The sequence below is a fragment of the Paenibacillus sp. Y916 genome, assembly GCF_056786435.1.
The window spans coordinates 696,562-716,726 of record NZ_JBXCJA010000001.1; the positions used below are offsets into that span (position 1 = coordinate 696,562).

20 protein-coding genes and 2 pseudogenes are annotated in these 20,165 nt (G+C 37.9%); 19 read left to right on the top strand and 3 right to left on the bottom strand.

Annotation, left to right across the window (positions count from 1 at the left end):
* The first annotated feature begins 12 nt into the window (after positions 1–12).
* From AC1TO9_RS03300 to AC1TO9_RS03355, 12 genes are all read left to right on the top strand, one after another.
* Positions 13–1,320 carry an aspartate aminotransferase family protein gene (locus AC1TO9_RS03300; RefSeq protein WP_482055270.1) on the top strand — a complete coding sequence of 436 codons (1,308 nt, stop codon included), beginning with the start codon at positions 13–15 and terminating at the stop codon, positions 1,318–1,320.
* Positions 1,321–1,351: 31 nt separating this feature from the next.
* Positions 1,352–2,203 carry a 3-hydroxyacyl-CoA dehydrogenase family protein gene (locus AC1TO9_RS03305; protein ID WP_482055117.1) on the top strand — a complete coding sequence of 284 codons (852 nt, stop codon included), beginning with the start codon at positions 1,352–1,354 and terminating at the stop codon, positions 2,201–2,203.
* Positions 2,204–2,221: 18 nt separating this feature from the next.
* Positions 2,222–3,259 carry an HAD-IIIC family phosphatase gene (locus AC1TO9_RS03310; RefSeq protein WP_482058406.1) on the top strand — a complete coding sequence of 346 codons (1,038 nt, stop codon included), beginning with the start codon at positions 2,222–2,224 and terminating at the stop codon, positions 3,257–3,259.
* Positions 3,260–3,283: 24 nt separating this feature from the next.
* Positions 3,284–3,541, top strand: a complete 258-nt coding sequence (locus tag AC1TO9_RS03315; RefSeq protein ID WP_482055118.1) for an acyl carrier protein — start codon at positions 3,284–3,286, stop codon at positions 3,539–3,541.
* Between the two features lie 3 nt (positions 3,542–3,544).
* A complete protein-coding gene (locus AC1TO9_RS03320) occupies positions 3,545–4,375 on the top strand; it encodes a hypothetical protein (protein ID WP_482055119.1) in 831 nt (276 codons plus the stop codon).
* Between the two features lie 30 nt (positions 4,376–4,405).
* The gene (locus AC1TO9_RS03325; protein WP_482058309.1) at positions 4,406–5,152 is read left to right on the top strand and encodes a thioesterase II family protein; all 747 of its coding nucleotides are present in this window, start codon (positions 4,406–4,408) and stop codon (positions 5,150–5,152) included.
* A gap of 33 nt (positions 5,153–5,185) precedes the next feature.
* Positions 5,186–7,525 carry an ABC transporter permease gene (locus AC1TO9_RS03330; protein WP_482055121.1) on the top strand — a complete coding sequence of 780 codons (2,340 nt, stop codon included), beginning with the start codon at positions 5,186–5,188 and terminating at the stop codon, positions 7,523–7,525.
* An 11-nt stretch (positions 7,526–7,536) separates the two neighbouring features.
* Complete coding sequence (locus AC1TO9_RS03335; RefSeq protein WP_482055122.1) at positions 7,537–8,304, top strand: ABC transporter ATP-binding protein; 768 nt, start codon at positions 7,537–7,539, stop codon at positions 8,302–8,304.
* A gap of 73 nt (positions 8,305–8,377) precedes the next feature.
* Positions 8,378–9,028 carry a TetR/AcrR family transcriptional regulator gene (locus tag AC1TO9_RS03340; protein ID WP_482058310.1) on the top strand — a complete coding sequence of 217 codons (651 nt, stop codon included), beginning with the start codon at positions 8,378–8,380 and terminating at the stop codon, positions 9,026–9,028.
* 54 nt (positions 9,029–9,082) lie between these two features.
* Positions 9,083–10,384: an MFS transporter gene (locus AC1TO9_RS03345; RefSeq protein ID WP_482055124.1), complete on the top strand. Its 1,302-nt coding sequence runs from the start codon at positions 9,083–9,085 to the stop codon at positions 10,382–10,384.
* Between the two features lie 400 nt (positions 10,385–10,784).
* Positions 10,785–11,309, top strand: coding sequence for a helix-turn-helix domain-containing protein (locus AC1TO9_RS03350; protein ID WP_482058311.1), 525 nt, complete (start codon positions 10,785–10,787; stop codon positions 11,307–11,309).
* A gap of 266 nt (positions 11,310–11,575) precedes the next feature.
* Positions 11,576–12,493: a helix-turn-helix domain-containing protein gene (locus tag AC1TO9_RS03355; RefSeq protein WP_482055126.1), complete on the top strand. Its 918-nt coding sequence runs from the start codon at positions 11,576–11,578 to the stop codon at positions 12,491–12,493.
* 6 nt (positions 12,494–12,499) lie between these two features.
* Here AC1TO9_RS03355 and AC1TO9_RS03360 read toward each other — a convergent pair whose 3' ends face one another.
* Positions 12,500–13,075, bottom strand: coding sequence for a YbhB/YbcL family Raf kinase inhibitor-like protein (locus tag AC1TO9_RS03360; RefSeq protein ID WP_482055127.1), 576 nt, complete (start codon positions 13,073–13,075; stop codon positions 12,500–12,502).
* A 414-nt stretch (positions 13,076–13,489) separates the two neighbouring features.
* Here AC1TO9_RS03360 and AC1TO9_RS03365 point away from each other — a divergent pair, with 414 nt between their 5' ends.
* Complete coding sequence (locus tag AC1TO9_RS03365; protein WP_482058407.1) at positions 13,490–14,446, top strand: VanZ family protein; 957 nt, start codon at positions 13,490–13,492, stop codon at positions 14,444–14,446.
* 143 nt (positions 14,447–14,589) lie between these two features.
* Here AC1TO9_RS03365 and AC1TO9_RS03370 read toward each other — a convergent pair whose 3' ends face one another.
* Positions 14,590–15,429 (bottom strand): malate synthase, encoded by an 840-nt coding sequence (locus AC1TO9_RS03370; RefSeq protein ID WP_482058312.1) that lies wholly within the window; start codon positions 15,427–15,429, stop codon positions 14,590–14,592.
* Positions 15,430–15,680: 251 nt separating this feature from the next.
* Between AC1TO9_RS03370 and AC1TO9_RS03375 the strand changes: the two genes are divergently transcribed.
* Together AC1TO9_RS03375 and AC1TO9_RS03380 are read left to right on the top strand one after the other, a co-directional pair.
* Complete coding sequence (locus tag AC1TO9_RS03375) at positions 15,681–15,845, top strand: hypothetical protein (protein ID WP_482058313.1); 165 nt, start codon at positions 15,681–15,683, stop codon at positions 15,843–15,845.
* Positions 15,846–15,857: 12 nt separating this feature from the next.
* Positions 15,858–16,013, top strand: a pseudogene (locus AC1TO9_RS03380) (DNA/RNA helicase domain-containing protein); the annotation flags it as partial.
* A gap of 216 nt (positions 16,014–16,229) precedes the next feature.
* Here AC1TO9_RS03380 and AC1TO9_RS03385 read toward each other — a convergent pair.
* Complete coding sequence (locus AC1TO9_RS03385; protein ID WP_482058314.1) at positions 16,230–16,592, bottom strand: hypothetical protein; 363 nt, start codon at positions 16,590–16,592, stop codon at positions 16,230–16,232.
* 447 nt (positions 16,593–17,039) lie between these two features.
* Here AC1TO9_RS03385 and AC1TO9_RS03390 point away from each other — a divergent pair, with 447 nt between their 5' ends.
* The 4 genes and pseudogenes from AC1TO9_RS03390 to AC1TO9_RS03405 form a co-directional block, all read left to right on the top strand.
* Positions 17,040–17,414 (top strand): BlaI/MecI/CopY family transcriptional regulator, encoded by a 375-nt coding sequence (locus AC1TO9_RS03390; protein ID WP_482058315.1) that lies wholly within the window; start codon positions 17,040–17,042, stop codon positions 17,412–17,414.
* Between the two features lie 9 nt (positions 17,415–17,423).
* Positions 17,424–19,088 carry a M56 family metallopeptidase gene (locus AC1TO9_RS03395; protein ID WP_482058316.1) on the top strand — a complete coding sequence of 555 codons (1,665 nt, stop codon included), beginning with the start codon at positions 17,424–17,426 and terminating at the stop codon, positions 19,086–19,088.
* Between the two features lie 518 nt (positions 19,089–19,606).
* A complete protein-coding gene (locus AC1TO9_RS03400; RefSeq protein WP_482058317.1) occupies positions 19,607–19,840 on the top strand; it encodes a hypothetical protein in 234 nt (77 codons plus the stop codon).
* Between the two features lie 56 nt (positions 19,841–19,896).
* Positions 19,897–20,079: pseudogene (locus AC1TO9_RS03405) on the top strand (SF0329 family protein); the annotation flags it as partial.
* Positions 20,080–20,165 lie beyond the last annotated feature (86 nt).

A 20,165-nucleotide genomic window follows, 5' to 3' on the forward strand; every position in this document is an offset into this window, starting at 1 on the left:
ACACCAACCAGTATGAAACATTACAACCACCGAGTGAAGGAACTTCTGCCAGGAGGTGTGCACTATAATTTCCATCTACCTTGGGAGGAAACTCCAATTCACTTTGTGAAAGCAAATGAAAGTCGGGTTTGGGATATGAATGGTGAAGAATACCTGGATTTGTATGCGAGATTCGGTGCACTGATCGTTGGTCACGGAAATAAGGAATACAATGAGAGCCTTAAAGAAACCATTGATAGAGTTCTCTCTGTGAGTCACTGTGATATGGATGCCGAAGCCTTGGAATTGATCGCAAAATATATCCCATCTGCTGAAATGATTCGTTTTGGACTATCGGGAACTGAAATCGTACAAAATGCCCTTCGGTTAGCGAGGGCTTGGACTGGCAAAAACCGTTTTGTCAGATTTGAAGGTCATTATCACGGAAACGCAGACAATATTATGGGCGGGCGAGTTCCTAGAACCGGAGAACCGATACCTTCTGATTATTTCGGAGATCTAAAAGGAACTGCTGGACGAGCCAAGGATTCACTTGAAAGCCAGTCATACCTATTGCCATGGAACGATGCTGGCCTTTTGGAAGAGCTTTTTATCAATAACGGGGATGAGATCGCAGCAGTGATTACTGAACCGGTTTGTGTAAATGGAGGAGGGGTAATGCCAGCTCCCGGCTATCTGAAAAAAATGAGAGAATTATGCGATAAATATAATGTTGTGCTCATTTTCGATGAAATTATCACCGGGTTTCGAATGGGATTAGGCGGGGCGCAGGAAGAATTCGATGTGATTCCAGACTTGACCACATTGGGTAAAGCAATCGCTGGAGGAGGGGTTCCTGTTTCAGCACTGGTCGGTAAAAAAGAGATTATGCAGCTATTGGTAGACAAGAAAGTCATTCATGCTGGAACCTTTAATGGCTATCCATTAGGCACAGCAGCAGTCAAAACAACCCTTGAAATCCTAAGCAGAAATAATGGATTAGCTATGACGCAAATGAATACAAAAATGACTATGATCCACGACATTTTAAAAACTGAGGCTGAAGCTGTAGGGCTTCCGCTTGTGATTCAGGGTCCTCCTGCTTGCGCATCTTATCATTGCTGTCATGATATTATTCAAACCACTGCAGATTACACTTTTGAAATCATGTCGCTAGATATTATTTTACATAATAACCTATCTAAGAACGGTATCCTTGTCTCATCCATCTCCCGATTATATCCTAATATTTCACTTAACATGAATGATGTGAATTGGTTTCGTGAGAGAGTGGGCAAGGCATTGTTGGATACAAAAGAGATATATGATGAGCTAATTTAACCAAAGAATCATCAGAATGGAGAAAATGCAGATGCAAAAGCAAACAATTGCTATTATTGGCGCTGGAGTCATGGGGTGTGCCACTGCACTGGAAGCATCAAGACATGGGTATGACGTCATTCTGAAGGATATATCTGTTAGCGCTCTGGAAAATGCCCCAAGAATAATTAAACAGGAATATCGTTCAGCTTGTCTATTTAATAAGGAGTATTCCACTGTGAATTTGGATACGATCCTCAAACGGATTACATTCCAAGATGATTACTCCAACATTGGGAATGCCGAAATTGTTATCGAAAATATTAGTGAAAATTTGCAAGAAAAGACTTCAGAATATAAGAGATTAACTGAAATTTGCAAGAAGGATACACTTTTTGCACTTAACACAAGCTGTATATCTATTACAAAACTTGCCTCCTTTTTGCCGGACCCAACAAAAGTGATTGGCATTCATCTGATGAACCCTGTGCCCCTTAAGGAAATGGTTGAAGTAGTGAGAGGCTATCATACCTCAGATCAAACTAAGGAAGAAGTAGTTCTTTTCTTAAAAAGCATGGGGAAAAGTTCTATTGTCATTGGTGATTTACCGGGGTTTGTATCGAATCGCCTTTCGCACCTGTTCATGAATGAGGCCGCTTTTATCGTGCAGGATGGAATTGCTACCGCTGAACAAGTAGATAACATTATCAAACAAGGTTTCAATCATAAAATGGGACCTCTAGAAACGGCCGATTTAATTGGACTGGATACAGTTGTCCATTCACTAGATGTTTTGTACAACAGCTATCATGACCCCAAGTATAGATGCTGTCCATTATTGCAAAAAATGGTGGACGCAGGTCAATGGGGGCGGAAAAGTAGAAAGGGTTTCTATGAATATTGAAGTAGAAAGGGCATGTATATGGATGAATATAAGGAGATTAAATGTGTAGTTTGGGATTTAGATAACACGTTATGGGATGGCGTCCTCATAGAATCCAATGATGTGCAGCTAAAGCCTGAAATTATCAATATCATCAGAACACTGGATGAGCGGGGAATCCTTAACTCTATTTCGAGTAAAAATGACTATGATCTAGCCATGTCAAAGCTTGAAGAATTTGGTTTGAATGATTACTTTCTATATCCAGAGATTCATTGGAATGCAAAGTCCTTTTCATTGGAACAAATTCAGAAAAATATAAATTTTGGAATGGATGCCATTCTCTTTGTGGATGATCAAGAATTCGAACTTGAGGAGGTGAAAAATGTACATCCTTTGATAAATCTGCTTAATTCAAGCGAATACCTGACACTTCTAACGAATCCTCGCTTAAATCCAAGGTTTATAACCGTGGATTCGGCACGTAGGCGAAAAATGTATCAAGTTGACTACAAAAGAAAACAAGCGGAAAGCGAATACCAAGGACCCTCAGATGCCTTTTTAGCATCACTCAATATGAAATTCTCAATCTACGCTGCTGAACAAGATGATTTGATGCGGTCAGAAGAACTTACCATAAGAACGAATCAGTTGAATGCCACTGGAAAAACGTTTAGTTACGATGAATTAAATAGGTTGATGTTGTCTGATGATCATCAACTACTTGTCTGTGAATTAGAAGATAAATATGGAACCTATGGGAAAATCGGGTTGGCCTTAATCCATATGCAAGATGAATATTGGAGACTTGAGATGATGCTGATGTCATGTAGGGTTATTTCAAGGGGAGTGGGTACCGTTCTTCTCACCCATATTATGAAGGAAGCCAAAAATCAAAACAAAGTTTTACTAGCAGATTTTCGGGATACGGGACGTAACCGGATGATGAATGTGAGCTTCCGATTTGCCGGTTTTCGTGAAAAGAGCTCGGATGGGAATGGTAATTATGTCTTGGAGCATGATTTGAACAACATCATGAATTTTCCTGATTATATAGACATTTGCATCAATGAATAAATTTTATTTTCCAGGGAGGGTTTTATGAATTATCGAGAAGAAATCAGGAGGTTTATTGGTGAGAACCTATCCATTGACGATGACGAAGTTGTATTTTCAGATGATGACAATTATTTTGAACTCAGATTTGTGAATTCCCTTTTTGCCATGAGATTAGTAGATTTTGTGGAACAGAGGTTTGGGATTGAGATTGAAAATGATGAATTAGATCTCAAGAACTTCAGCACGATAAACAATCTTACAGCTTTGATGAATAAGAAACTATTAATAAAGGAGAATTAGTCGATGAAAAGTAATAATAAGTATCTGTACTTGTATTTGGGTATTTCCTTTGCCGTATGTTGGGGAATTGCCATATCCTTTATTGTCTTTGAAGATTTCCTCGTTCCAATTACCGGTGAACTTACCTTAATGCATCCGATTGCCATTATCGCTTTGTATTCACCGTCAATTGCTGGAATTATTACCTATTATGTTATGGGTGGGTCCGAAGCCTTAAAAGGATTATTCTCCAAACTCATACCTAGAAAGAAAGATCTGGTCTGGTTTCCTATCATTTTGGGTATTTTTATACTCTTTGGATTGACGATGCATTATGGTTCCTTGCTATTTGGATTACCTGTCCCGGATATCACCTTCACTGTTCCAGAAATGTTTATAGCGGCCTTGGTAAATTTCATTAAAGAAACAGGGTTGATCGGTGGAGTTTTCGGATGGATCGGTTTTTTATTACCGTTCTTACAAGGTAAATTTAAGAATAATATTACAAGTGCGTTGCTAACAGGTTTTCTATTTGGACTATGGGTTCTACCGGGTTACATTATATCTTCGTTCGGAACATCGACATCCTACTTATATTATGTTGTGCAGTTGATGGCTTTTGTTGTATTCCAAAGTTATATTTTTAACGCAACAAAAGGGAACCTTCTGTTCTATCTATTTGCCTTCTGGCTTGCTGCGACAGGAAGTCAAATCCAACTATACTTCTTCAATCCTGATGTACAAAAGTTGCAGATCGCCTACTTTATTATTGCGGCTATTGTAATACACTTTATATTTAAGAAAAAGAAAGTCGCTCAGCCGTTACAGGTTTTCCCTGATTTTTTAAAAGCGTAAGTTGCAAAATCTGATTATTCAGGAGGATCTATGATAACTGAAATATTTCAACAATTGAGACCGGGAGAGGGGAAGTGGCAGATTATCTGCTTCCCCTACCTAGGAGGTTATGCAAATTCCTATCTAGACTTGGCAAATGCTTTGGACGAGGAATTTGAAGTCTGGTCGTTAAATCCGCCAGGGCATGGATTAAGCACAAGTGAACCTGTGCAGGATATTGGAATTCTTTTGGATATGTATTACAAAGAATTGCAAGCCATAATCAAACCTCATAGTATCTTTTTAGGTCATAGTATGGGGGGGATTATCGCCTACTTTTTAGCGCAACGTCTGCTGAATTCCGGTGAATATACAACAAATTCTCTCCAGTTAGTATTATCCGCTTGCAATACGCCTTGTGAATTTAAGGGGACTAATTATTTTGATATATCCAACGATAAGCTCATCGATCATCTTATTTCTTATGATGGAATTCCGGAGGAACTCATTCATGAGAAAAGCTTGCTAGCATATTTCCTACCGGTTATTCGTGCCGATTTCAGAGTATTGGAGACAGCTTCGAACCTTGAATTTAAGCCATTACATATTCCTGTCTTCTTTTTATGGGGTGAAAATGACAAAGTAGTCCCAATGGATTCGGTCATCTTGTGGATGAAGTATTTTAGTAATGAGATCAAGCTAATCCCAATTGAGGGTGGGACCCACATGTTTATTTCCACGAAAGCAAAGGTTGTTGCAGAACATCTTGCTAATATTGTACTTCGACAGACTGTATAAATTCGAACTAATGAAAGGAATAATGGTGACTGGATGTTATTAAACATGCTAAAAAAAGATTTCTCCAGAAAAAAGGGCATAACGATTGCATTGTTTATTTTTATTTTGTTATCAGCTTTACTTGTCTCGGCGGGTTCAAGCATGATTATGGAGTTATCCAATTCTTTGAATAATCTATTTACGGCATCGAAAGCTCCGCATTTCGTCCAGATGCATTCCGGAGAACTAAATCAGTCGGAAATTGATGACTGGGCTTCTAAGAATGACCTTGTGAAAGATCAGCAGACTGTAGAAATGATCAATATAGATGGATCCAATCTATATTTGGGTAACGATGCTGAGTCAGAGAAGAATAGTATTATGGATCTTGATTTTGTCCAGCAGAACTCATCATTTGATTTGCTACTTAACCTGGAAAGCCAAGTTCTCCAAGTTTCAGAAGGTGGAATTGCAGTTCCCATTTACTATAAGCAGCAAAAAAATATGAATATTGGAGACAAAGTCAAAATTACCTCACAATCATTTGACATGGAATTCACAGTGATGGACTTTGTCAGGGATGTCCAGATGAACCCCTCCATCATTCATTCGAAGCGTTTTGTAGTACATAAAGACGATTTCGAGAGGCTGAAAAGTAATGTCGGTGAAATTGAATACCTGATTGAATTTCAATTAAATGATTTAAGCAAGCTTAGCGAATTTAGCAATGCGTACCAATCCTCCAACTTACCCAAGAAGGGGCCTGCTATTGACTACAGTTTGTTCAAGACTTTAAATTCAATTACAGATGGTGCTGTAGCGGCGGTTGTTATATTTGTAAGTATTCTTCTCAATGTTATAGCCATTCTGTGCATAAGATTTACAATTTTGGCCACAATCGAAGAAGATTACAGAGAAATTGGAGTTATGAAGGCGATTGGAATAAGTCAAAGTTATATTAAAAAAATGTACCTGACTAAGTATGTTGTTATGGCAGGATCAGCATCTGTAATCGGATTTCTGGCCTCCATATTTCTAAACCGCTTGTTCACCGCTAATATTATGCTTTATATAGGAACAGCACCGAAGAGTGTCTTTCAACACCTGATTTCCTTTATTGCTGTAGTTTTGATCTTTTTGATGGTGGTCTTATTTTGTAGCTTAGTACTCAGACGCTTCAATAAGATAACAGCAATAGCAGCTTTGCGATCTGGAAATATCGGAGATACACAGGTTAAGACGAGTTTTCTGCCTTTACACAAAAGCAAGTTTGTTAATATTCCAATATTCCTTGGGATAAAGGATGTCTTTCAAAGATATAAGATGTTTAGATTACTATTGATCGTTTTCTTAGTGAGTTCATTCATCATCATCATTCCTGTGAACTTCCTGAACACGATCCAGTCGCCGAGTTTCATCTCTTATATGGGGATAGGGCAAAGTGACATCAGGATAGATTTGCGTGTGACAGATAATATCGTTGAAAGATATGAGGAAATGAATGCTTATATCAAGAACGATAAAGATGTTGAGAAGTTTTCTCCATTGGTCACCAGTCAGTTTAAGATAATAAATAATGAAGGTGCTCTAGATAACATCAGTATCGAAACTGGAGACTTTTCTATTTTCCCTCTGGATTATGTGAATGGGAATGCCCCGACAAGCGACAATGAAATTGCTCTCTCCTATGCTAACGGCAAAGACATGGAAAAGAATACGGGCGATCAGCTTCTACTAGTAATCAACGGAGCAGAAAAGAAAATGGTGGTTAGCGGTATTTACCAAGACGTGACCAATGGGGGCCGAACAGCCAAAGCACTTATGCCGTTCAATGCGGATACTGTACTTTGGTATGTAGTAAGCTTAGATGTATCTGATCATATCGACATCAAGGAAAAAATTGCTGAATATGAACAGGCATTCTACCCGGCCAAAGTCACCCATCTTCAGGGGTATTTAGACCAAACCTTAGGGAATACAATTGATCAGCTCAAATTAATTACAGTTCTGGCTATTATGATTGCTATCTTTATATCCATCCTAATAACATCCTTGTTCATAAAAATGTTGGTGGCCAAAGATTACGCTCAAATAGCTATTCTTAAAAGTATTGGTTTTTCCTTAAAAGATATCCGAATAAAATATGTAACCATGGCGTTATTGGTACTTAATGTCGGAATCATCCTGGGTACAATTATTTCAAACACGATCGGGCAAAAAATTGTGAGTATTATTCTTTCCTTCTTTGGTGCATCACAAATTAAATTTGTTATTGATCCTGTTCAAGCCTACCTTATTAGCCCGCTTGTTCTAATGATTGTTGTGACAATTACAACATTAATCAGCATCGTATCAATAAAAAAATCCAGTATCTCTGAGATGATTGTAGAATAAGGAGGAAATCAATGAATAACATATTAGAGTCCAAGGAACTGAATAAAACCTATGTTGTTAATAATAAGACTGAGCATAACATCCTTAAAAATGTGAATCTGCAAATCAAAAAGAGTGAATTCGTATCTGTGATGGGTCCCTCAGGTTCAGGGAAATCTACATTGCTTTACAATATTAGCGGAATGGACAATGTGACTTCAGGAAGTGTCCTTTTTAATGGGCGTGAAATCTCAGTTCTTTCCGAGAATGAATTGGCCAAATTACGTCTGAATAAAATGGGATTTATTTTTCAGCACATCTATCTGTTAAAGAATCTGAGCATTTTTGACAATATCATCCTGTCAGCATATATGTCGAAGGTTAGCAGTCGGGAAAAGATCAATCAAAGAGCCGTCCGATTAATGAAGCAGACTGGAATTTCTGAGCTTGCCAATAATGATATTACCCAGGCTTCGGGCGGACAGCTTCAGAGAGTAGCCATTTGCAGAGCGCTTATTAATAATCCTGATATTGTGTTTGGTGATGAACCGACAGGTGCCTTGAATTCCAAGTCGGCTACTGAAATCATGGAAATTCTGGCAGATATCAACGACTCGGGCACAACAATTATGATTGTGACTCATGATGTTAAAGTTGCAGCCAAAACAGAACGTATTCTCTTCATGCTGGACGGTAATATAGTTGCCGAGCAACAACTAGGGAAATACTCTAAAGAGAAAAATGATATTAAAGCGAGAGAAAATAAACTTTCGAGATGGCTAATGGAAATGGGCTTATAAAATAAATAATAGAAGGAACAATTTTGACCGTTTGTAGACCGGGGGTCGGTCTACAAACGATGGAGGTATGCTAATGAGGGTTTTAAAAAGGCCTGAAGAACGTAGAAATGAAATTCTGGATGCTGCTGAGCTTCTCTTTGGAATAAAGGGCTATTCAAAAACGACAGTAAATGACATTCTGCGAAGGATTGGAATCGCCAAGGGTACCTTTTACTACTATTTTCAATCCAAAGAAGAAGTCATGAACGCAATTGTAATGCGTTATATGAACATTGGGTTGGCAGATGCAAAATCTATCGCCGCAAATCCAAAACTTAATTCTCATGAAAAAATTTATAGAATAATTATGGCGCAAAATCAGGACAGCAGTCGGAAGAACCATATTATTGAACAGCTACACCGGGTAGATAATGCCGAGATGCATCAGAAAAGTTTAGTTGAAACCATCTTGTTGCTGACTCCGATTTTGGCTGTTGTTGTTGAACAAGGAATAAAGGAGGGAACGTTCAATACACCTGCCCCAAAGGAAGTGGTTGAGTTTTTATTAGTATCTTCTCAATTTTTGCTGGATACAGGTCTATTCCAATGGGAGCCTGTGGAAATCATCAAAAAAGCAAAGGCTTTTGCTTTTATTATCGAAACTACGTTAGGGGCGGAAAAGGGTAGCTTCAGTTATATACCCGAAATGTATGAGCAGATGCTGAAAGATCAAATTGAATCGTGAGGATCGTTGTCATTTCAGAAGTGCTTTCAGAAATAGAAAGGAAGTGAGAAAAAAATGAAGGTTGTAAATAATAAATCGTTTAAGAAGTTTCTTGTTGTTTGGATGGGCCAGATGGTATCGTCTATCGGGGTTGGTTTGACAGCCTTTTCTCTGGGGGTTTATGCTTTTGAGAAAACACATACTGCCACAAGTGTAGCTCTAATTACGCTTTTTTCCTTCCTGCCATCCATTTTATTAAGACCTGTTGGTGGTGTATTAACCGATCGATATGATCGACGGGCTATGATGATTCTTGGTGATCTAGGTTCTGCTTTAGGGCTTCTATTCATTTTGATTGTAATGTTGACAGGAGATATTCAGCTCTGGCAAATATATATTGGTGTGACGATCAGTTCCATTTTTGCTGGCTTACAAAGTCCGGCTTACAAAGCTTCAGCTACAGATTTATTAACGGAGGAACAATTTTCAAAGGGAAGCGGTTTGGTACAACTGGCCGAATCAGCTAAATTCCTATTTTCCCCGATCATAGCTGGATTCTTACTTAGCATTACGAAGATAGAGAATATTCTTATTATTAATATTTCTACGTTTGTAGTTGCTATATTTGCAGTTTTGGTCGTTAAAAAGAATTTACAGACAGTATCTAAAGAATCTGCAAATCAAAATTTCCTAACAGATTTAAAAGAGGGGTGGAATGCGATTTCCTCTACAAAGGGGATATTGCTTCTTGTAACTATTGTCTCAATTATTACTTTTTATCTCGGTTTTTTGCAGACTTTGATCGGACCCATGATACTGTCGTTTTCAGATGCGAGAACACTTGGAACCTTTCAGTCTATTAGTGCTATAGGGATGATAATAAGCAGTCTAGTTATCGGCATATTTAGCGTTAGCAAGAGGTATTCCCGCATGCTTGTACTGGGGATGGTTCTCGCTGGATTATCCTTTTCGTTGTTGGGGCTAACAACCAACCTTTACTTTATAATAGGGGCTGGATTCTTATTCCTATCAGCACTGCCATTCATCAATACCAGCGCTGATGTGTTGGTTCGGCAGAATATTTCTAATGAAAAACAAGGCAGGGTATGGGGCATTATCGGGATACTTTCACAGCTTGGTTTTGTTGCCGCATACAGTGTATCGGGTTTCCTAGCAGACCATGTATTTAATCCATTATTAATCGATGGGGGACTTCTTGCCCCTAGCATCGGGGAAATTATCGGTACAGGTCCCGGTAGAGGGATTGGTCTATTATTTATCATTGCGGGGGTTTTAGTGATGATATTAGCTGGTATTACCTCTAGAATTAAATCAATCAAAAACTTGGAGAATAGTAGATTTCCTCAATCTGAGTAATCTGACTTCCAGTCGAGAAAATTACGAGGTCGAAGGTTGCGAACATGATCTCAATGATCACACCAGAAGAATGCTTTGTCGAAGAACTCTCAAAGCTTGCGAAGAACAATTGGGTAGGTATAAATCATAAACTATGAGACCTCTTCATTAATGGGAGGTTTTTTCGTGTACATCCGTGAATAGTGTTGTAGAACTCGATGGATTTTTAGAGTTTTTTGATCTCGATATCTTTTCGCAAAAACAAATTTATCATTTTCCGAAAGAAGACTTCCACCTCAATGAATGTGAAGGGCGAAGCTCAGTGAGTAGGTGGGAGATGAATTTCGGTTGGCGATAGCCAAATACTTCCTTTGTATGATATAATAGAACGAACGTTCTCGATATGATGGAGGTATGACTCATGTTAGTACATAAAGCATACAAATTTCGTATCTATTCAAACAGAAAACAAGCAGAACTCATACATAAGACCATGGGTTGTTCAAGGTTCGTCTTCAACTTATTCCTTGCCAAACAGAAAGAAAAAGATGCCTATTGGTACATCGTTGAAGAAATGAGACAGAATGGCCAATTACCATCAAACAACTGGAAAGGTGCCTTTTTCAATAAATATGAGTCTGTCAAAGCTGTGCGTGAATTAAAAAAATACTATTCTTTTCTTAAAGAAGTAGATAGTATTTCCCTTCAAAAATCGGTCGAAAACTTAAGCGATTCATTCCAACGCTATTACAAAAAGCAAAACAAACAACTACGTTTTAAATCAAAAAAGAAACCTGTTCAATCTTATACAACCAAGTATACGAATGGAAATATAGGTATCATAGAAAATCGCATGAAGTTGCCTAAACTTGGATGTGTTCGCTTTGCCAAAAGTCGTGAAGTCGAAGGTCGCATATTGAGTGCCACCATCAGATGTAATCCATAACCGACCGTTAGGTTGGTGTTCTTAGGATTCTCTCACTTCAAACAAACCATCAATAGATTTCTCAAGGTCTGTTGCGCCAACCGCAAGATAAACGGTGTCTATCCGGCTTAGCATCATAGCTATATCACTTCCTTGGATTGGTCCGGAGATTTACTTTTCTCCTTTTGGGATCGAATGAAGTGGATCGATTTCATTACACGGCTTGATGCGGTGGCGTTGTTAGCAAGGGATAATGTGCAGGATTTATAGGGGGAGGTGGTGAGAGCATGGAACTATTGACAAGAAGTTATGATAAAGAAAGGAATAGAATTGTGTATTTATGTATAAATAGACAAGACGACTTGTTTACATATATAAATGATCCTATGACATGTAAAATAGCATTAATATATAAGGAAAACATAGTGGTGTTTTGTAATAAGAAAAAGATAAATGTTACTGCTCCCGCACTTTTATTCTTAAACCATGAAGATGAAATTGAATATGAGAAAAGTAATATTTTGGATTGTGATGTTATCTATTTCAGACCTGAAGTCATTAGTGATGCTTTACAATATTACGTGCTAAAAGGTGAAACTGATGATACTAATAGTATAACAACGTTGCAGGATCGCTATCTATTAAATGCTTTTTATGAGTTTGGGAAAATGGTTACAAAAGTATTGCCATTAAATCCAGGCTCTTTACTTATCGTACAAAGTTTATTTAATCATATTGAGAGAGAATTGATTGAGCAGCAAGATGGATTTTGGCCATGCAGAAGCCGATCGTATTTTTTGGAACTTCTATTTTTTATAGATAGGAATTATCAAACTGAGTTAATGGAAAAGACCCTTTCTATTGAGTTGACAGCTCAGAAAGAGTCTTTTGAACTGGTTCAAAAGGTTATTACATATATGAATGAAAACATAAGTGAAGAGATTACTCTTGGTGAATTAACAAAGAGGTTCGGTATGAATAGGAACAGTTTAAATGAAATTTTTGTTAAAACAATTAATAAAACGGCCATACAGTATCTTTTGCAGATGCGACTTAAGCTGTCCACGTTATTATTAAAGAATACCGAGATTCCAATAGAAGAAGTAGCATATCGAGTTGGATTTAAGGATGCCAGTTATTTTTCAAAAACATTTAAGTCAACATATAGCTCCACTCCGTTACAATACAGGAAAGGATTTCTATGAGGGACTTTATTTTACTGCTTCTCCAACTGTTACAGTGCCGATAACGCTACCTTTTCCGATGATATTGCCTTGTTTATCTCCTGTTGTATCGAGTTTTTCTTCAATGGTTTGAAAATTAGGATTGCTAGAGTTAAAGAAACCAGCATAGTTGTCGGGAGCAGCTTTTAAAGCGTATACAATGATCTCGTATTCGTGGATACCGCTGGGGGGATATGGACCTACATAATCGCTATCCTCTATCTTAACTCCAAGCTCTAGATTTGTTCCCTCTACATTATGTGCTTTCCAATGAAGCCAATTACCGGCAGATATATCTATCATATACACAGCATATAATTTCGCTCCATCTACTTCACTCCAACTTATCTGCGGGGAGAGGTTGGAACCTGCTGGTTTAGCATTTGTGCTATTTATGGTCGTTATCCATTTGCCATCTTCCGTCAAGGATTCAGATGATACATCGATTGTTACAATTTCAGATATGTTTTCATTTAAAGCAACCTCTGCATCGGTATTTTGGTTATTGTTACATCCACTTAGGCAAAGTGTTAAAAGCAAGATCGTTGTTAATACATACTTCATTTCATATTTCCCCCTATTTTCATAATATTAGCTTACAAGTATATCTAAGAAATATGTTATCAGAAATGCTAAATTTATAAATGAACTTTTTGCAGTAATAATATAAAAATCTGCACAAAGTAGTTGATGTTCTAATGAATAATTGAGATGTGACAGTACTTCACAAAGTATAGAGAACGAATGATCAGGAGCGCAATTTCAATAACAAGGACGATCACCATCACAATGAGAAGGGCAAGCAATCATTAGTGAAAATTAAGAGATAATTAACAAATATTTAATCTTTGTTCTCTAAAATGGTATCATAAGTATTTGTACATGAGGCAGCCGTTTTGTAGAAGAAAGGATGTAATTATGTATCAAGGAAAATTACGTAAAATCACGATAATACTGTTAGCATTATATACCGTTTTGATGCTCTATTTTTTGTATATAGGTTTCAACAGAGCTTCTTTTCTTCAAGACTCTAACATGCGGTATAATCTAATACCTAGAGGGATTCCTTTACACTTTCCAATTGGATGGAACCTCCAATCAAGGTTTTTTGAGTTGGGTAATTTTGTAACATTTATACCTTTTGGGATGTTCATCCCACTTCTGTTTCGTTGTAATTTCATTCGTTTTATTACCTTGTTTATTCTGTCTATTACGATTATTGAAATCTTACAAATGCTCTCTCGTTTAGGATCCTTTGATATTGACGATATCATAATTAATACACTTGGGGCGGCGGTAGGATTTTGGGCACAGCGGTTAGTGCACCGTGATCGAGATAAATTTAAAGGGATTTTTCGAATCATGCTGATAGCGATTGTAATTTCAATTGGTACGTTTACTGTTGTTGGTGGCATCAATAATTATTTAGAAAAGGGGGGCGGAGAAATCGTTGCCCTGCATGAAATTGCTTTAGAAGAGGGGTCTGTATTGTGGGATGAAAGACTTTCCAGTTTTTCGGCAGGTCTAACAAAGGTTGATCCGCAAATAAATGTTTACAGTAGAAAAAACACGAAGACCAATAAGTTTTCGTATGTTTTAAACGGCGGGTATGCCAATATGGCAGGATATGTCGCGATACCAGACGATGTTGTCAGTACAGTAAACGGGAGAAGTGAAATCTCATTTATCGCAGATGGAACAGAAATTTATTCAATTGGTTATGGGATACTGAATTTACCAGGCGGCAACGGGAGAATTCAGCGTGACTCATTTCAAATTCCTCTACAGGGAGTAAATGAACTCGCCATAAAAATAACGAGCGATGATTCAAATCCGATTACAAATGTCGTGTTGTGGGACGTTACGCTTACAGAAATGAACATTGGACAAAAGATTATTAATAGTATTAAAGAAAAATTAAGATCGTTATTCTAATGGTAAAAAGTGAAACCCAGCCGGACATCTTTAGATGATTGAGACAGCTTTCATAGTTTGGGGAAAAAAATAAGAGACGGTTTGTATGCTTTGTCTCATGATGAGATGAAGCATACGGACCGTCTCTAAATGTCATCTGAGTATTATTGATTTAAAGCTCCTTGCGCCTTTGGGATATTATCCATGTCAAGTAGATTTATGTGACAGAAGTATTCCAGGAAGTTTTTAGCTTCTTCGATTTCTTCTTCATCTGTTCTTAATGCTATGATATCTTTTAAGATTTGAGCAGTCCAAATGTTATCGAAGTAACGATATTTACCAGAATTCCAGGTCAAGCGTTGAGGAAAGTTTTTATTGATATAATAATTCCAGAAAAGCATATTTGCAGCTTCTTGATCTGTGAGCTTAATTCTAAATTCCATATGGGCGGGGACCATTTCATCATGGCTAAGATCGCCGAAAAACGTTTCGTTTACCATGTAGAGGCCGAGAATACGTCTTTCTGTTTCTGGTTGATTCGATTCTCTTGCAGTCAGAAGACATGCACTGTTCGGAAGCAAACGAGCTACTCTATTTGGTTGGCCTTTATTTTTTCCGTTTTGAACCTTGCCAGTAGACGCTCGCCAGTCGGTAAATACATTTTGTTGTTCCTCTTCATCCAGCGACAAAACAATTTGTGAGCTCTCATGAATTTTAAGGTTTTTGAGTTTTTCTCTACGCTGCTGTTCAAGCGCCTGCAACGCCTTTACTTCTTCAACTTTTCTTTCAAGTGCTTCTTTTCTTATTTCCTCATTGGCAATGATTTTCTGCAAAGATTTCGAGGTATTCCGGTCATTTAGTTTGATAAACTTTTCAAAGGCATCAGGGTAAACGAATTTTTTAATATAATCATTAAAAACAACAGTGATGACAGACTCATTTTGATCCACAATACTTCCAATACCAAAGACTTTATGAGTTATTTCTTCATTGAGTAAGTTCACTGACACATTCTCCTCGTATATATATTTAGGTATTAATTAACACCTATTTTTTCTGGCTAGCTTGTTTTCAATAGATGAAATGGAGTGAGAAAATGGTTTCTCACATCAAAAAAACCGCAATCAAAATCTGTCATAAAGAAGTTGCGTACGATTATCCTAGTCTTATTTAAATATTCATATAATTATATATTACCATATATTCTAATATATTTCCAATATTGAATTGACAACAGTTATTTTTTTATCGTATAATGGAATATTTCGATGTGAAACCATCATCTTTGTCTGCCATCGGCACTCAAGGATGTCGGCTCATTTCCCAGCAAGGAGGTGACGCCATGACAGGGTACGAAGCGCATCGTCTGAATGCAAAGTCGATAGGTGCAAAGTTAGTCGAGATGAAGCTAGATTCGTAATTTAGATGTAATGGCTCGGATGGATATCTAGCTTGGATCGATGATGTACTGAATATTCGAAGTACGGCGAATGCGGATAGCTATGATTTTGAATATGATATTCAGATCTTCGATGATCCTAATCAGATGAGAGATGAAATTTATCATCCTTGTATTAAAGATAGGTAGCCGTGGAAGTGCATATCAAAACTGACTAAACAACCTCCCTTTATTCTAGTGGGAGGTTGCTTTATATGTAGATTGCTTGCTGAGATTCTTGTTCAATTAAATATAAAAGTTACACTTGATCGGCTGATCTGCTGAATGTGACATGTTTCCGCATACAACACATGTGGAGTGTACAGTAAGAGTTGAAAGAAAAGACACAGCCGATTAGACTGTATCTTAGTTCTGTGGAAGAGGGTTGGAAAGGTTATAGTGAATTTTAATCTTTTGGCCCTCAAACACTTCGATTTTGTGGATTAACCATTGCAGGACTTGGTTCATTACTTGCTCGTCGTCGAAGTCAAGCGTAATGAAACGTCCTACTTCTTTTTTGAATGCATGTAACTGTTGGTCGCAATTCTGTTTCGATTCCATCGCTAATATTAGCTCCGTCTTTTTATTAGTAAGGTCTTGTTGCTGTTGGGTAATATGTTCGTTCTGTTGCTTAAACTGCTCTGTAGTTATTACCTTGTCAACGTGCGAGGTCAATAAGCTATCGAAGCGGGCGTTAGTCTCGTTAATTTGCTTTTCAAGTCGCTTCAATTCCTTCGTTTATGATACGACTTCGAATCTTCTTTATTCGTCCCCTTTTCGCCCTTTATTTCGGTACGATCCCCGTATCAAAAACATATTTACGAAATGGTACGTTTATGATGCGATGCAATTAACGAAATACATACGCCGAAGGGAACGACAGCGATACTAAACGGCGCCCGAAACGCCTTCCACGTCGTCGAGATCGACGCGAAGCCCTTATCGTATGGGTGGACGATGGAACCGAAGAATGGGCGTTTTTGGACGATATGAAATGATGGAATGACGTCGAATAATCGGCGTCTTTTTCGTTTTGAATAATAAAATTCAAAAGCGATCGCGAAAGGGGACGTACTTGGGGAAGTGGTGTAATAAAATTCTACGACTCTATGGACAAAAAGGTTCTACTTCAGTAGAATACAAATATGTGATTCTACAGCAGTAGAATAAATATGAATGGGGTGTTTTCATTTGGTTATGAAGCTATTCGATAGCGAGCTTAATATTATGGAAATCTTGTGGAGAGATGGCGATACCGCTGCAAAGAGGATTGCAGAAATTACAAAAGAAAAAATAGGTTGGAGCAAGACAACGACCTATACCATCATCAAGAGGTGCCTCGATAAAGGGGCGATCGAGCGGCAAGAGCCTAATTTCGTTTGCCATGCGGTTGTTACACGAGAGCAGGCACAAGAACACGAAACGACAGAGCTGATTAATAAAATGTATGATGGCGCCCCCGACAGACTGATTGCTTCATTATTGGGACAGAAACGACTGTCGACAGAAGAAATTAGACGCTTGAAACGTCTTATCGATAGCATGGAATGAGGTGAGGGAATGTCGTTACTTCAAATAAGTATCTCGGCTTCTGTCTTTATTCTTGCAGTTATTTTCTTACGTTCCTTGCTTATTCATAAGCTGCCCAAAATGACCTTTATGTTTCTTTGGGGTGTTGCACTAGTTCAATTGCTTGTACCTGTTTCAGTTCAATCGCAATTTAGCATTTTTACGGCAGTGGAACATTTAAGCAGAATGTTTACAGTGCCCAAATTGATTCCCACGTCAGAAAGTTCAACATTTGTTAATGGAACTACGGTAATCATGCCCCCAATTACAGAACATTTGACTGCGCCGATTATACCATTGGAGACAGCTTCACAAATATCGCCTATTCTATGGGGGTGGTTAGTTGGTTTTACGTTATGTGCTTTATTTTTTATCATTCCGCATTTAAGGTGTCGCAAAATCTATAAAATGGCTGTTCCTATTAGAAATGATTTTACAAGAAAATGGCAGCATTCAAATTTGTTATGGCGAGATGTTCAAATCAGGCAACTAGATAATATTTCAACTCCGCTTACCTACGGTATTTTTAGGCCTGTTGTACTCTTGCCTAAAAATTTAGAATATGACGATGAGGAACAACTTGCGCTTATCCTGACCCACGAATTTACGCACATCAAGCGATTCGACACATTAAAAAAATGGATTCTTGCCACTAGCGTATGCGTCCATTGGTTCAACCCTTTAGTATGGGTCATGTATATCCTTGCCAACCGTGATATCGAGCTATTCTGTGATGAAACAGTCATACGGAAATTTGGAGAAAACAAGAAACCTACTTATGCTAGGGCACTTGTACGTTTGGAAGAAAAGAAAATCGGTTTGTCGCCGATGATTAGTAGCTTTTCCAAAAACTCAACCGAAGAAAGGATTATATCGATTATGAAAACCAAGAAAATCACTATCGCCACGATGCTGCTCGCTATTGGGCTTGTAGCCAGTGTCGTTATCATCTTCGCGACTTCTGCATTGGACAAAACGGAAGCTGTTACGGATGTCGATAATCCTACAGCCGAAATAGTGCCCGCATTATATCAAGGTGCAATCACTACAGATATAATGCCCGTATTATCTCAAGGTGGCACCATTACAGATTTAATGCCGCACGATTTAACATTCAACAAGAAATATGATGTACCGAAGTTGATAGACAGCCTTATGGATTCAAAGTATCGTGCAGTTTATATGGACAACGAAATATATCTTCGTGTCATGATGGATAACACAATACAGATAAGCAAAGATAATGGCGCGGTTTGGAAAAAATATGATACAGATGAAGTCGATGCAAAAGATTTTGCAAAATGGCTGCTGATAAATGATGTGATTCCGGGATATTCAATGGAAGAAGTTCAGAGTCGCTTGGCAAACGGGGCAGAAGTAAAACATTTAGTGTTTGAAAATGTAAAGGAGATGTATTTCATAATCGACAGGAACGGCGTACAGATTGAACTTATACAGCCTGAAAGAATATCTTCTGTTCTGATCGACGGTCAAAGAATGATGATTACTTCCGCTATATCAGCCCAGATGCTGAAATCATTTTATGACTTGTTAGTGTCGAACAATATACTTTCGGAAACTCTTGCAAAACAAGATTATTCGGAAAGAATTAAGTATCTTGAAAAAAATCTCCCTAACTTTATCGTGACGAAATAAAGGTGGGTTGTCGTCCTTTATGAAGAACCAATCAGCGTCGATCTAAATGATCGGCGCTATTCGTTTTTGAAACTGAAATTCAAACGTAATCGTGAAGGGGTACACCGGGGGAACGAGTGTATGTCAGCGCCACAAAAGGCGTACTTAATTTATGCGCAATTTTTCGAAATGTCGTGTTCCATATTGTGGCATGCCCGGCTATACTTAACGTATCGCCTTTCGATCGGAAGCGAAAGGACGACGTTCCCCGCCGAACCGTCTTCTTCTTTCGTTGACAGTAGCCCACATTCGCCGCATATGACGTTGTACGTCACCGGGAATACTATTTACCGAATAAAGAAAAAATGCCCGATAGGGGCGTCAATAATGACAAGTGCAAATGCCATTCCAGTTCGATTTTAATGTCTGTACTCCCTGTCAACTCTACACATGTGGAGTGCGTGGTAGTAATATATTGCGAGGGACATTGAAATGTAAATGATTCAACAAGGTCTGCTGAGAAAGCAGGATTTTCTTTTATGAACTATCCTAAAGAGTTAATAATTAAAATGGAAGAAGCTGAATTTATTTACGACACCAGCATAGGCAATGTGTTGAATGGTAATCATGAAGAAGAAAAGCAGTACGTTTTAAAGATTTTGGATTTCTGTACCATAACTTCGAAAGAATTCGTTACATTGATGATTTCGGAAAATTTTGCAATGATGGATAAGAGAATCCCGAAACCTCAAGTTCCTTTCCATATCTCTTAACAATTCAAAGTCGTAAACATTTTTAGAAAAAGTACCCCATCCAAAAAAATGATAGAGATGACTTTAGAATTTGTTATATTGCGGTAGATAAAAAGAACATACTCAATATGAGTGATATTACTACCTTAATCAAATGGTATCTGACGGATCTGGAAATTAAGAATGATTCAGATATCCAAATTCCTATCAACAATGAAGAAATTAAAGCGGTCAGAGAAGATACTAAGGGGATCGTTCCTATTTTTATGAACTACGGCTTAGTACGTTATGAAAATAAATAACTCATTCACCTCCAATCGGGAGGCATTGTTTCGGAATTTGATAC

Excerpts from the sequence above, each read along its gene's own strand:
- AC1TO9_RS03300 (WP_482055270.1), top strand. The coding sequence starts at position 13 with ATGAAACATTACAACCACCGAGTGAAGGAACTTCTGCCAGGAGGTGTG.
- AC1TO9_RS03305 (WP_482055117.1), top strand. The coding sequence starts at position 1,352 with ATGCAAAAGCAAACAATTGCTATTATTGGCGCTGGAGTCATGGGGTGT.
- AC1TO9_RS03310 (WP_482058406.1), top strand. The coding sequence starts at position 2,222 with ATGGATGAATATAAGGAGATTAAATGTGTAGTTTGGGATTTAGATAAC.
- AC1TO9_RS03315 (WP_482055118.1), top strand. The coding sequence starts at position 3,284 with ATGAATTATCGAGAAGAAATCAGGAGGTTTATTGGTGAGAACCTATCC.
- AC1TO9_RS03320 (WP_482055119.1), top strand. The coding sequence starts at position 3,545 with ATGAAAAGTAATAATAAGTATCTGTACTTGTATTTGGGTATTTCCTTT.
- AC1TO9_RS03325 (WP_482058309.1), top strand. The coding sequence starts at position 4,406 with ATGATAACTGAAATATTTCAACAATTGAGACCGGGAGAGGGGAAGTGG.
- AC1TO9_RS03330 (WP_482055121.1), top strand. The coding sequence starts at position 5,186 with ATGTTATTAAACATGCTAAAAAAAGATTTCTCCAGAAAAAAGGGCATA.
- AC1TO9_RS03335 (WP_482055122.1), top strand. The coding sequence starts at position 7,537 with ATGAATAACATATTAGAGTCCAAGGAACTGAATAAAACCTATGTTGTT.
- AC1TO9_RS03340 (WP_482058310.1), top strand. The coding sequence starts at position 8,378 with ATGAGGGTTTTAAAAAGGCCTGAAGAACGTAGAAATGAAATTCTGGAT.
- AC1TO9_RS03345 (WP_482055124.1), top strand. The coding sequence starts at position 9,083 with ATGAAGGTTGTAAATAATAAATCGTTTAAGAAGTTTCTTGTTGTTTGG.
- AC1TO9_RS03350 (WP_482058311.1), top strand. The coding sequence starts at position 10,785 with ATGTTAGTACATAAAGCATACAAATTTCGTATCTATTCAAACAGAAAA.
- AC1TO9_RS03355 (WP_482055126.1), top strand. The coding sequence starts at position 11,576 with ATGGAACTATTGACAAGAAGTTATGATAAAGAAAGGAATAGAATTGTG.
- AC1TO9_RS03360 (WP_482055127.1), bottom strand. The coding sequence starts at position 13,075 with ATGAAGTATGTATTAACAACGATCTTGCTTTTAACACTTTGCCTAAGT.
- AC1TO9_RS03365 (WP_482058407.1), top strand. The coding sequence starts at position 13,490 with ATGCTCTATTTTTTGTATATAGGTTTCAACAGAGCTTCTTTTCTTCAA.
- AC1TO9_RS03375 (WP_482058313.1), top strand. The coding sequence starts at position 15,681 with ATGGAATATTTCGATGTGAAACCATCATCTTTGTCTGCCATCGGCACT.
- AC1TO9_RS03390 (WP_482058315.1), top strand. The coding sequence starts at position 17,040 with ATGGGGTGTTTTCATTTGGTTATGAAGCTATTCGATAGCGAGCTTAAT.
- AC1TO9_RS03395 (WP_482058316.1), top strand. The coding sequence starts at position 17,424 with ATGTCGTTACTTCAAATAAGTATCTCGGCTTCTGTCTTTATTCTTGCA.
- AC1TO9_RS03400 (WP_482058317.1), top strand. The coding sequence starts at position 19,607 with ATGAACTATCCTAAAGAGTTAATAATTAAAATGGAAGAAGCTGAATTT.